This is a genomic window from Entomohabitans teleogrylli, from assembly GCF_001484765.1.
Classification (GTDB): domain Bacteria; phylum Pseudomonadota; class Gammaproteobacteria; order Enterobacterales; family Enterobacteriaceae; genus Entomohabitans; species Entomohabitans teleogrylli.
Genome location: NZ_LLXO01000021.1, coordinates 43,626 through 55,529 on the forward strand (window position 1 = coordinate 43,626; position 11,904 = coordinate 55,529).

15 protein-coding genes are annotated in these 11,904 nt (G+C 55.8%); 13 read left to right on the forward strand and 2 right to left on the reverse strand.

Annotated elements, in window-relative coordinates; genetic code table 11:
- The first annotated feature begins 15 nt into the window (after window positions 1–15).
- The 9 genes from fliJ (at window position 16) to fliR (ending at window position 5,837) form a co-directional block, all read left to right on the forward strand.
- Window positions 16–462 (forward strand): flagellar export protein FliJ, encoded by a 447-nt coding sequence (gene fliJ, locus AQ981_RS20270; protein WP_121500699.1) that lies wholly within the window; start codon window positions 16–18, stop codon window positions 460–462.
- Window positions 462–1,532, forward strand: coding sequence for a flagellar hook-length control protein FliK (locus AQ981_RS20275; RefSeq protein ID WP_058913573.1), 1,071 nt, complete (start codon window positions 462–464; stop codon window positions 1,530–1,532). Before fliJ ends, AQ981_RS20275 begins: the two co-directional genes overlap by 1 nt.
- A 143-nt stretch (window positions 1,533–1,675) precedes the next feature.
- Entirely contained in the window at window positions 1,676–2,173 is a 498-nt protein-coding gene (gene fliL / locus AQ981_RS20280; RefSeq protein ID WP_058913574.1) for a flagellar basal body-associated protein FliL, read from the forward strand.
- 5 nt (window positions 2,174–2,178) lie between these two features.
- Entirely contained in the window at window positions 2,179–3,177 is a 999-nt protein-coding gene (fliM, locus tag AQ981_RS20285; protein WP_058913575.1) for a flagellar motor switch protein FliM, read from the forward strand.
- A 6-nt stretch (window positions 3,178–3,183) separates the two neighbouring features.
- Window positions 3,184–3,588: a flagellar motor switch protein FliN gene (gene fliN / locus AQ981_RS20290; protein WP_058913576.1), complete on the forward strand. Its 405-nt coding sequence runs from the start codon at window positions 3,184–3,186 to the stop codon at window positions 3,586–3,588.
- Window positions 3,588–3,998, forward strand: a complete 411-nt coding sequence (gene fliO / locus AQ981_RS20295) for a flagellar biosynthetic protein FliO (RefSeq protein WP_058913577.1) — start codon at window positions 3,588–3,590, stop codon at window positions 3,996–3,998. Before fliN ends, fliO begins: the two co-directional genes overlap by 1 nt.
- Window positions 3,995–4,759 carry a flagellar type III secretion system pore protein FliP gene (gene fliP, locus AQ981_RS20300; RefSeq protein WP_058913578.1) on the forward strand — a complete coding sequence of 255 codons (765 nt, stop codon included), beginning with the start codon at window positions 3,995–3,997 and terminating at the stop codon, window positions 4,757–4,759. Before fliO ends, fliP begins: the two co-directional genes overlap by 4 nt.
- A gap of 19 nt (window positions 4,760–4,778) precedes the next feature.
- Entirely contained in the window at window positions 4,779–5,048 is a 270-nt protein-coding gene (fliQ, locus tag AQ981_RS20305) for a flagellar biosynthesis protein FliQ (RefSeq protein ID WP_058913579.1), read from the forward strand.
- Window positions 5,049–5,051: 3 nt separating this feature from the next.
- A complete protein-coding gene (gene fliR, locus AQ981_RS20310; protein ID WP_058913580.1) occupies window positions 5,052–5,837 on the forward strand; it encodes a flagellar biosynthetic protein FliR in 786 nt (261 codons plus the stop codon).
- Window positions 5,838–5,889: 52 nt separating this feature from the next.
- Here the strand turns inward: fliR and AQ981_RS20315 are convergent, their stop codons facing one another.
- Window positions 5,890–6,342, reverse strand: a complete 453-nt coding sequence (locus AQ981_RS20315; protein WP_058913581.1) for a nuclear transport factor 2 family protein — start codon at window positions 6,340–6,342, stop codon at window positions 5,890–5,892.
- Between the two features lie 199 nt (window positions 6,343–6,541).
- On the reverse strand, window positions 6,542–7,828 hold the full coding sequence (locus tag AQ981_RS20320; RefSeq protein ID WP_058913582.1) for a citrate synthase: 1,287 nt from the start codon (window positions 7,826–7,828) through the stop codon (window positions 6,542–6,544).
- Window positions 7,829–8,469: 641 nt separating this feature from the next.
- On the opposite strand from AQ981_RS20320, the gene sdhC reads away from it, so the two are divergent.
- Genes sdhC through sdhB form a run of 4 tightly spaced genes read left to right on the forward strand, consistent with a single transcriptional unit; the run spans window position 8,470 to window position 11,713 of the window.
- The gene (sdhC, locus tag AQ981_RS20325; RefSeq protein WP_058913583.1) at window positions 8,470–8,874 is read left to right on the forward strand and encodes a succinate dehydrogenase cytochrome b556 subunit; all 405 of its coding nucleotides are present in this window, start codon (window positions 8,470–8,472) and stop codon (window positions 8,872–8,874) included.
- Complete coding sequence (sdhD, locus tag AQ981_RS20330) at window positions 8,868–9,215, forward strand: succinate dehydrogenase membrane anchor subunit (RefSeq protein ID WP_058913584.1); 348 nt, start codon at window positions 8,868–8,870, stop codon at window positions 9,213–9,215. The genes sdhC and sdhD overlap by 7 nt, the downstream gene beginning before the upstream one ends.
- Window positions 9,215–10,981, forward strand: a complete 1,767-nt coding sequence (gene sdhA / locus AQ981_RS20335; RefSeq protein WP_058913585.1) for a succinate dehydrogenase flavoprotein subunit — start codon at window positions 9,215–9,217, stop codon at window positions 10,979–10,981. Before sdhD ends, sdhA begins: the two co-directional genes overlap by 1 nt.
- A gap of 15 nt (window positions 10,982–10,996) precedes the next feature.
- Window positions 10,997–11,713: a succinate dehydrogenase iron-sulfur subunit SdhB gene (gene sdhB / locus AQ981_RS20340; RefSeq protein ID WP_058913586.1), complete on the forward strand. Its 717-nt coding sequence runs from the start codon at window positions 10,997–10,999 to the stop codon at window positions 11,711–11,713.
- Window positions 11,714–11,904 lie beyond the last annotated feature (191 nt).

Sequence of the window (11,904 nt, forward strand, 5' to 3'; positions counted from 1 at the left end):
GAGGAGGATGACGCGATGACCACCACTGCGATGGAGATGCTGCGCCATCTGGCGCAGCAGAAGCTTGAGGACGCCACAGCGGAACTGGGGAGGGTTCAGCAGGACTATAGCCGGGCGGTAAACCAGATGGAGCAACTTACCGGTTACCAGCAGGAGTACCAACAGGCGCTGCATGACCATATTGTCGGCAAAGGTCTGACGATGGGGGAGCTGGTTAACCTGCAACTGTTTATCGATTCTCTCGGCCAGGCTATGGGTCAGCACGCCCGTCATGTCAATGATTGCCAGCAGTCGGTTAACCAGGCGCTGGCGTCATGGCGCCAGGATAAGCAGCGTCTGAATGCCTTCGATATCCTGAAGCAGCGCGCCGATACGCTACGCCTGGCCCGGGAACAGCGTCAGGAACAGAAAGAGATGGATGAGTTTGCCCGGCGCGCCGGCCATAGCAAAGAGGGAATGTGATGGTGAATATCCTCCCCGGGTTAATAGTTTCCAGCCCACTGTCTGACGAGCACCTGATGCCAGGTGGAGAGACCGGCGCTTTTGCCGCCGATCTGGAAGAGAAAATGGCCCAGTTGCTGCTGCCGGAAACGCCCGTATTACTCGCTGCGCCGCCTGAAAAGGCGCCGCCGGAGCGCGATCCTCCGCCGACGGCGGTGTTGCCCGCGTTATTGATCGATATCGAACAGGTCGCTGCGCTACTGGCGCCGCAGGCGGTACCGCCGCCGGTCGCTGATGAAGGCAATGAGCTCGCTATGCCGCTGCGTACTGCACAGATGCCGGGCGATCCCACGCCGTTGAGCAAAGCGATGGCGGCTTTCTCCTTTAGCGATGGCCCGCCGACGCCGGTGCGGGAGATCGCGGAAAAAGCCCCTTTGACCACGGAAGTAAAGGAGCCGCGATTGCCTGCTATCACACCGTTGCGGGAGGGCGCGGGCCGCAGCAATGAGGCGGCGCCGCTGGCAGGGGAAGGGCGCCAGCCGGTGAAGGTGGCGATGACGGCAGACAATCCGGCGCCGCTCAGCGCCTCCGTCAGTAGCCCGGCGGCTGGCGTTGCGCATACTGCGTCATTAAGCGCGGCGCCGCCGACCGCGACAGCGTTCATTGCGCCGCCGCCGGGCAGTGACGCCTGGCGCCATGCGCTGGGTCAGCAACTGGCGGTATTTACCCGCAACCATATCCATCACGCTGAAATCCGTCTCAATCCGCAGGAGCTGGGGGTGATTAAAATTCACCTACGCCTCAATAATGAGCAGGTCAGTCTGCAGGCGTTCAGTGAACATCACCAGGTGCGCGCCGCGCTGGAGGCGGCGATGCCGACTCTGCGCCACGCCCTGTCGGAGGCGGGGATTCAGCTCAGCCACAGCAGCGTCGGATCGGAATCCGCCGCGGCGCGGGATGATGAACATCGTCCGCCATCTTCTGCGCGCCGCCAGCAAGAGGAGGGCGCTCACCCTGAGGAGTTTGATAGCGCAGCGGACGGCGCTATGGGGGTGACTCCGCGCCGTGGGGGAATTAATACTTATGTCTGAGCGCCATTGTTAACCATAAATCAGCCAGCAGTAATTTCACCTGTTTAGCGAATTGTTCCGTCGCCTGGCTGTAATAGAATGGCGGATATAATTCAAAAGACGCATACCAGCATCCAAATAACAGACATCAGGATTTTCATACCATGCCAAAAAGGAATCAAAATACGCCATCAGGGGGTAATCGAAATGTGTTTATTATCCCGCTGTTACTTTTGGTTGCGTTGAGCGCCTGCGCCACGGCGGGCTATACGCTGTATGAGATGAATAATATTAAGCAGCATGGCAATGTCAGCCAGCAGAATATCCCACCGGCGCCGCCGATCAATCCGATATATATGCCGCTGGATACTTTTACGGTGAGCCTGAAACCCACCGAGCAGGAAATTGATCGGGTGCTGTATATTGGCTTAACGCTGCGGGTAGCGGATAACGAAGCGAAAAACGTGCTCGACAGTTTTTTACCCGAAGTACGTAGTCGACTGCTTATTTTATTTTCGAAACAGACCGCCGAAGAGTTATCTACCGACGAGGGGAAATATCGTCTGGTAGATAAAATTAAAGAGGTGGTGAATCAGCCATTCTCCACCAGCCAGCGCATTACGGTGACCGATGTGTTATTTAACGCCTTTATTCTGCGGTAGCGATTATGTCTGACGGTGCATTGTCCCAGGCGGAAATCGACCGTCTGTTAAATGGCGGCAGCGGTAGCGAAAGCGAACACCATAGCACCGTGGCGCCAGGGGATGACGGGATTAAACCCTACGATCCGAATATTCAGCGCCGTGTGGTGCGCGAACGCCTGCATTCGCTGGAAATTATTAATGAACGCTTTGCCCGCCAGTTTCGCATCGGGCTGTTTAACCTGCTGCGCCGCAGCCCGGATGTCACCGCCGGTCATATTAAAATCCAGCCCTACCACGAATTTGCGCGCAACCTGCCGGTACCGACGAACCTGAATCTGGTCCATATGAATCCGCTACGCGGCACTGCGCTGTTCGTCTTTTCGCCCAATCTGGTGTTTATGGCGGTGGATAATCTGTTTGGCGGCGATGGTCGTTTCCCTACCAAGGTGGACGGGCGTGAATTTACCCCGACCGAGCAGCGCATTATTCAGCGCATCATGACAATGGCGCTGGAGGCCTACGACTACGCGTGGAGTTCAATCTACAAGCTGCGCACTGAATATGTCCGTGCGGAAGTTCAGGTCAAATTCACCAATATCACCTCGTCGCCCAACGATATTGTGGTGACTACGCCGTTTTATGTCGAAATCGGTCCCCACCGCGGCGAGTTCGAGATCTGCATCCCCTTCAGCATTATTGAACCGCTGCGCGAACTGTTGACCAACCCGCCGATGGAAAACTCCCGCCAGGAAGATGCCCAGTGGCGCGACACTCTGGCGTCGCAGGTGCGCGAGACCGAACTGGAACTGGTGGCTAATTTCGCGGAAATAGAAACCCGTCTGTCGCGCGTTATGAAGCTGAAACAGGGGGATGTGATAACCATCGACAAGCCGGACAGTGTTGAGGTTTCAGTGAACGGTGTCGCGGTATTTTCCGGCCTGTATGGCTGTGTGAATAAGCAATATGCCCTGAAAGTCGAGCAGATGATCAACCCCGTTTTAGGATCTTTAAAAAAGGAGTAGTTACCCATGAGTAACACCACATCCACTGCGGATGCTGATAAATCCGCCATTGACGATCTGTGGGGCGAGGCGATGAGCGAACAGCTCGGCGCGGAAAGCGCCGGGGCCGCCGCTCCCGGAACGGCGGAAGCCGCGATGAGTCATTTTTCGCAAGATCTGGATTTGATTCTTGATATTCCGGTGCGGATGACGGTGGAACTGGGGCGCACCAAAATGACTATCAAGGAGTTATTGCGCCTGAGTCAGGGCTCGGTAGTCACGCTGGACGGTCTGGCCGGAGAACCGCTGGATATCCTGATTAACGGTTATCTGATTGCCCAGGGGGAGGTGGTGGTGGTGTCCGATAAATTCGGGATCCGCATTACCGATATTATTACCCCTTCGGAACGTATGCACCGCCTGAGCCGCTAATGAAAAATCCTCTTTCCGGCGAGATGGTCGGGCTGGCGCCAGCGCTTGACAGCGCGGCGCCCGGCGCGCTGCTGTTTGATGTTGGCGGCGCTCTGGCGCTGATTTTACTGTTTATCGCTGCGGTGGCGTGGATAGTCCGGCGCGCGGGGCTGGCCCCCGGCGCGGTGCGCGGTCACAAGCCGCTGAAAGTCACCAGCAGCCAACTATTGGGACCCCGTGAGCGGGTGGTAATTGTTGAGGTGGAGGGCAAACGGCTGCTGCTGGGGGTGACGTCGTCGCATATCAGCTACCTTGCTACCCTGGGGAAAGAGGAGGCCAGCGATCCGCTTCCCGGGACGTTGCCGGAGCGCCATTTCCAGCGCCTGTTGGACAGAATACTCAGGAAAAACCGACCGGAGCCGGCATCATGAAAAGTGCGCGAAATGCCGCCCGGCGGCGCATCAGGGGAGCGCTGTGGGGGCTGGGATGCGCGCTGCTGCTGGCGGCTCCGGCAGGGCTGGCGGCCAATAGCGATGTCATGCTGCTGCGTTCCGGGGCAGAAAGCTGGTCTCTGCCGCTCCAAACCTTATTCCTGCTGACTTCCATCACCTTTCTGCCCGCGATACTGCTGATGATGACCGGTTTTACCCGCATCATCATTGTGCTGGGGCTGTTGCGTAACGCGCTGGGTACCCCCTCCACGCCGCCGAATCAGGTGCTGTTAGGGCTGGCGCTGTTTGTGACTTTCTACGTGATGTCGCCGGTGTTTAATGATATCTACCGTCACGCCTGGCAGCCCCTGAGCGAAGATAAGATATCGATGGAGACTGCGTTACAGCGGGCGGCGACGCCGATGAAGGAGTTTATGCTGCAGCAGACCCGTGAAACGGATCTGGCGCTGTATACGCGCATGGCTAAAGAGGACAATTTCGCCACGCCGCAGGCGGTGCCGCTGCGTATTTTGCTGCCGGCCTTTGTCACCAGCGAGCTGAAAAGCGCTTTCCAGATAGGCTTCACGGTGTTTATTCCGTTCCTGATTATCGATCTGGTGGTCGCCAGCGTTCTGATGGCGCTGGGGATGATGATGGTGCCGCCGGCGACTATCTCGTTGCCGTTCAAACTGATGCTGTTTGTGCTGGTGGACGGCTGGCAGTTGATCATCGGTTCACTGGCCCAGAGTTTCTTTAGTTAGCCTGCGCAAGGAGATCGGAATGACGCCAGAAAGCGTGTTGGCGATGGGGTTTCAGGCGGTGAGAGTCGGCCTGATGATTGCGGTGCCGCTACTGCTGGCGGCGCTGTTTACCGGGTTGATCATCAGTATTTTGCAGGCCTCGACGCAAATTAATGAGATGACGCTCTCTTTTATTCCCAAGATTCTGGTCATTCTGGCGGTGGCCATTTGCCTCGGCCCGTGGATGTTGACCCTGTTCATTGACTATATGCGCACGCTGTACAGCAACCTGCCTTACATTATCGGCTAAGCGATGCTGACCCTGTCTATAGAAGCGCTGACGCAGCAGGTCAACCAGCTATTCTGGCCGGCGCTGCGGGTGCTGGCTATCTTCACTACCGCGCCGGTCTTTAATGAAAGCGAAATCCCGAAGAAGGTGAAAATCGGCCTGGCGCTGTTGATTACCTTTCTCATCAGCCCCGGTCTGCCGGAAATCGAGCTGGCTATCGTCTCGTTGTCGGGTCTGCTGGTGATGGGTCAGCAATTGTTGATTGGCGCCGCGATGGGGCTGATGATGCAGCTGATCTTCGTGACGGTGCGTACCGCCGGCGAGATTATAGGTTTGCAGATTGGACTGTCGTTCGCCACCTTTTTCGACCCTTCCGGCGGCACCAATATGCCGGTGATTGCGCGGATCCTCAATCTGCTGGCGATGCTGTTACTGCTGTCGCTCAATGGTCATCTGTGGTTTCTTTCCGTACTCAGCGACAGCTTTGTCGCGCTGCCGGTGGGGACGCAGGGGCTGAACAGTGGGGCGTTTTACTATCTTGCCCACTCGGCGGGCGTCGTCTTTCGCAGCGGTCTGATGCTGGCGCTACCGATTGTCACGCTGCTGCTGGCAATTAACTTTTCCCTCGGCCTGCTTAACCGCCTGACGCCGCAGCTCTCCATTTTTGTGGTGGGGTTTCCCCTGACGCTGACCGTCGGAATGTGGGCGCTGATGGCCGGTATGTCCACATTGGGGCCGTTTTTTGAAAGGTTGCTGATGACGATGTTTGAACATCTTGGGCAACTGCTGGTGTTGCTGGGGGCCGATTAATCCGGCGCCGGCAGAGCCTGGCGATTGGCTCCTGCGTGCGCCGGAATCAGGGTCAGAACATGCCGTTATTGTTTGCCGCTTTTTCCGGAACCGTCTGGATAACGTCCCAGTGCTCGACGATTTTGTTCTGCTTATTGAGCCGGAAAATATCGACGATGGCTTTGGTCACGCCCGGTTCCCGGCCCGTTGTCTGGACATGTAAAATCACATAGTCGCCATCCGCCAGCACTCGCTTAATTTCACTGCGCGAGTTGGGATATTTATTTTTCAGAAACTCAATAAAGCGCTGGAAGCCTTCAACGCCATCGGCGGCGGTAGGGTTGTGCTGGATGTATTCATCGCCCAGGTAGGGTCTGGCCGCGGCGAAATCTTTATCATTCAGCGCCTTATTATAAAAATTGACCACGTTTTCTTTGTTTTTCTGTTCATTATCGGTCTGGGTTGCCAGCGCGGGAGTGGCCAGGGCACCAAACAGGGAAAGTATCAGCAGCGATTGTTTTAACATAAAGATCTCGCACAGGTGGATAACGGGGTGACTGTCAGGAAAACCGCCAGCGCGTGTCGGAACTGGCTGCTAAAAGGGTAGGATCCCCGCCACAGGGGGGCCAGTGGCTTAAGCAAATAAAAATAAAAAACCCCACACCGCAGTATGGGGTTTGTCAGTATCTTAAACGCGTTAACAGAGGCGTTCAGCGGTTCGCTTATCAGCCTTTCTTCACATCAGAGACGAAGTCGCGACGGTCATAGCCGGTGTACAACTGACGCGGACGGGCAATCTTAATGCCGTCGTCGTGCATTTCGTTCCAGTGGGCAATCCAGCCTACGGTACGCGCCATAGCGAAGATAACCGTAAACATCGACGACGGAATACCCATCGCTTTCAGGATGATGCCGGAGTAGAAGTCCACGTTCGGGTAGAGCTTGCGTTCAATGAAGTAGGGGTCGTTGAGCGCAATATGCTCCAGCTCCATGGCCACTTCCAGCAGATCGTCCTTCATGCCCAGCTCGTTGAGCACTTCGTGACAGGTTTCGCGCATAACGGTGGCGCGCGGGTCGTAGTTCTTGTAGACACGGTGACCAAAGCCCATCAGGCGGAAAGAGTCGTTCTTGTCTTTAGCGCGGCGAATGAATTCCGGAATATGCTCTTTACGGTTGATCTCTTCGAGCATCTTCAGGCAGGCCTCGTTGGCGCCGCCGTGCGCCGGTCCCCACAGGGAGGCGATACCGGCAGCGATACAGGCGAACGGGTTAGCGCCGGAAGAGCCTGCGGTACGCACTGTTGAGGTTGACGCGTTCTGCTCGTGATCCGCGTGCAGGATCAGGATCCTGTCCATGGCGCGCTCCAGTACCGGGTTCACCTCGTAGGTTTCACACGGCGTGGAGAACATCATATTCAGGAAGTTGCCGGCATAGGACAGGTCGTTACGCGGGTATACGAACGGCTGACCAATCGAATATTTGTAACACATCGCCGCCACGGTCGGCATTTTGGACAGCAGGCGGAATGCGGCGATTTCGCGGTGGCGCGGATTGTTGACGTCCATTGCGTCATGGTAGAACGCCGCCAGCGCGCCGGTAACGCCGCACATCACCGCCATTGGGTGTGAGTCGCGACGGAAACCGTGGAACAGACGGGTAATCTGTTCGTGGATCATGGTGTGGCGGGTAACAATTGTTTTGAACTCTTCAAACTGTTCTGCGGTGGGTTTTTCGCCATACAGCAGGATGTAGCACACTTCCAGATAAGTGGAGTGGGTCGCCAGTTGGTCAATCGGGAAGCCGCGGTGCAGGAGAATGCCTTCATCTCCGTCGATAAATGTGATTTTGGATTCACATGATGCGGTAGAGGTGAAACCCGGGTCAAAAGTAAACACCCCTTTCGAACCAAGACTACGGATATCTATAACGTCCTGACCGAGTGTGCCTTTTAGCACATCCAGTTCGACGGCAGCTTCACCCTGACAGGTGAGCGTTGCTTTTTTATCAGCCATTTACGGTCTCCTTAGCGCCTTGTATGCAGTAGACTGCACGTATCCGGATTTGCATTCAAGCCCTGGGCAGACGTTGCCGGTTTGTTATTCGGCTCGTAGCTCTGTGTGAGAGGAGGTAACCAGGGTACAGAGCAAAGGGCGCTGTTGGCAACCGTCCCGACCATGGTGAAACAGCAGCAAATCAGAAAGTTAGCAGTCCGTAGTAATCAAACCTGTATATCACTAATACCGGGACTGGTCAGTTCGGTCAATACCACCTCACTGTTACATAACTTATATTCACGTGAAAGAGTAGCCCTATAACTTTTACGAATTATACGGCATTTCTGGTTATGTTTGTAACAATAATGTTTAATTCATGTCAAATCAAATAAGTAAATTTTAAAATAATGTTGTATTCGTGACCCGTGTCACTGTTTGGGACAAAAATCGGCAAACTATTTGTGTGTTAATTGTAATGATATTGTGAACGGCCTATACTGCCGCCAGGTCTCCGGAATACCCTGCTACCGGGAGCCACCAGCGTAGTGAGTTGCCGTTTTTCTCTGTGGACAGGCCGTTTTTATATGAGCCGCAGTTATGGAAACGAAACGCTGTCTGACCCGCCTGCAGACCCCGGAGGAAGGAATAATAAGAACAGCATGTGGGCGCTATTCATGATAAAAAACGTGAAAAAACAACGACCTGTTAACCTTGATCTGACAACGATCAAGTTCCCTGTCACGGCAATTGCCTCTATCCTCCATCGCGTCTCCGGCGTCATAACTTTTGTGGCGATTGGTATTCTGCTTTGGCTGCTGGGCCTCTCGCTCTCTTCTCCGGAAGGTTTCCTGACCGCTTCGGCCATCATGGGAAGCTTTTTCGTTAAATTCATCATGTGGGGCATTCTGACCGCGTTGGCTTATCACGTTGTGGTAGGGGTTCGCCACATGCTGATGGATTTTGGTTATCTGGAAGAGACGCTGGAGGCGGGTAAACGCTCCGCGACATTATCTTTCATTATTACTGTCGTGCTTTCACTTCTCGCAGGAGTCCTCGTATGGTAAGCAACGCCTCAGCACTTGGACGCAACGGCGTACATGACTTCATTCTGATTCGCGCCACCGCTATTGTCCTGACGCTTTACATTCTCTACATGGTGGGCTTCTTCGCGACCAGCGGTGAAGTGACCTGGGATGTCTGGTACGGTTTTTTCTCTTCCTCTTTCACCAGGGTGTTTACTCTGCTGGCGCTGGTTTCAGTGCTGATTCATGCCTGGATCGGCATGTGGCAGGTGTTGACCGACTACGTTAAACCACTGGCGATTCGCCTGTTTCTGCAACTGGCGATTGTGGTTGCCTTAGTGGTTTACGTGATTTATGGATTTGTTGTGGTGTGGGGTGTGTAATGAAACTGCCAGTCAGAGAATTTGATGCTGTTGTTATTGGCGCAGGCGGCGCAGGTATGCGCGCGGCGCTGCAGATTTCCCAGTCCGGACAGTCCTGTGCGCTGCTGTCCAAAGTATTCCCGACCCGTTCCCATACCGTTTCCGCGCAGGGTGGCATCACCGTGGCGCTCGGTAATACCCATGAAGATAACTGGGAATGGCATATGTATGACACGGTAAAGGGTTCCGACTATATCGGTGACCAGGACGCCATTGAATATATGTGTAAGACCGGCCCGGAAGCCATTCTTGAGCTGGAGCATATGGGTCTGCCGTTCTCCCGTCTTGATGACGGTCGTATTTATCAGCGCCCGTTCGGCGGCCAGTCGAAAAACTTCGGCGGCGAGCAGGCGGCGCGCACCGCGGCGGCGGCTGACCGTACCGGCCATGCCTTGCTGCACACCCTGTATCAGCAGAACCTGAAAAACCACACCACGATTTTCTCTGAGTGGTATGCGCTGGATCTGGTGAAAAACCAGGATGGCGCGGTGGTCGGCTGTACCGCGCTGTGTATCGAAACCGGTGAAGTGGTTTACTTCAAAGCCCGCGCCACGGTGCTGGCGACCGGCGGCGCCGGCCGTATCTATCAGTCCACCACCAACGCCCACATTAATACCGGCGACGGTGTCGGTATGGCGCTGCGCGCCGGCGTGCCGGTGCAGGATATGGAAATGTGGCAGTTCCACCCGACCGGTATCGCCGGCGCCGGGGTTCTGGTCACCGAAGGCTGCCGCGGCGAAGGCGGTTACCTGCTGAACAAACACGGCGAGCGCTTTATGGAGCGTTATGCGCCGAACGCCAAAGACCTGGCGGGCCGTGACGTGGTGGCGCGTTCCATCATGATCGAAATCCGCGAAGGTCGCGGCTGCGACGGCCCGTGGGGTCCGCACGCGAAACTGAAACTCGACCATCTGGGTAAAGAGGTGCTGGAATCCCGTCTGCCGGGGATCCTCGAACTGTCGCGCACCTTTGCCCACGTTGACCCGGTCAAAGAGCCGATCCCGGTTATCCCGACCTGCCACTATATGATGGGCGGTATTCCGACCAAAGTGACCGGTCAGGCGCTGACCGTGAATGAAAACGGTGAAGATGTGGTGATTCCGGGGCTGTTCGCGGTGGGTGAAATCGCCTGCGTATCGGTTCATGGCGCTAACCGCCTCGGCGGCAACTCGCTGCTTGACCTGGTGGTATTTGGCCGCGCCGCTGGTCTGCATCTGCAGGAGTCGATCGCGGAGCAGGGCGCGCTGCGCGAGGCCAGCGAATCGGATATCGAAGGGTCTCTGGATCGCCTCAACCGCTGGAACAATACCCGCAGCGGCGAAGATCCGGTAGAAATCCGCAAAGCGCTACAGGAGTGCATGCAGCATAACTTCTCGGTATTCCGCGAAGGCGATGCGATGGCAAAAGGGCTGGAGCAACTGAAAGTGATCCGCGAACGCCTGAAAAATGCCCGTCTGGACGATACTTCCAGCGAATTCAACACCCAGCGCGTTGAATGCCTGGAACTGGATAACCTGATGGAAACGGCATATGCCACGGCGGTATCGGCGAATTTCCGTACCGAGAGCCGCGGCGCCCACAGCCGTTTCGACTATCCGGATCGCGATGACGAAAACTGGCTGTGCCATTCCCTGTACCAACCGCAGCATGAGTCCATGACGCGCCGTACGGTCAACATGGAGCCTAAACTGCGTCCGGCGTTCCCGCCGAAAGTGCGTACCTACTAATGCGGAGACCTGGAAATGAGACTCGAATTTTCTATTTATCGCTATAACCCGGATGTTGATGACGCGCCGCGGATGCAGGATTACACCCTCGAAGCGGAAGAAGGCCGGGACATGATGCTGCTGGACGCGCTGATTCAGCTTAAAGAGAAAGATCCGACCCTGGCGTTTCGCCGCTCCTGCCGCGAAGGGGTCTGCGGTTCTGACGGCGTGAACATGAACGGCAAGAACGGTCTGGCCTGTATTACGCCGGTCTCTGCGCTGGTTAACGCGGGCAAGAAAATTGTCATCCGTCCGCTGCCGGGGCTGCCGGTGGTGCGCGATCTGGTGGTAGACATGGGGCAATTCTATGCCCAATATGAGAAGATTAAGCCTTACCTGTTGAATAATGGGCAAAATCCGCCGGCTCGCGAACATTTACAGTCGCCGGAACAGCGTGAAAAACTGGATGGTCTGTACGAGTGTATCCTGTGCGCCTGCTGTTCAACGTCTTGTCCGTCGTTCTGGTGGAATCCGGATAAGTTTATCGGCCCGGCGGGGCTGCTGGCGGCGTATCGCTTCCTGATCGACAGTCGCGATACTGAAACCGACAGTCGTCTGGAAGGCATCAGCGATGCATTCAGCGTATTCCGCTGTCACAGCATCATGAACTGCGTCAGTGTATGTCCGAAAGGACTGAACCCGACGCGGGCTATCGGCCATATTAAGTCGATGTTGCTACAGCGCAGCGCGTAAGTCAGACGAGAGAACATCATTTCTCTGTCTTCGCCCCCTCTTCTCTCAGGGGAGAGGGGCGAAATTGCAGGAAACCTTTAAAAACCGCCAGGTGTGGTGGTCCGGTATTAGTCAGGGCGTTCAGCGCTCGCGGGGTGGTCGATAGCGCCGCAGTCTGAAAGTCAGCGATTAATGGCAGTTTTTAAAGGTTC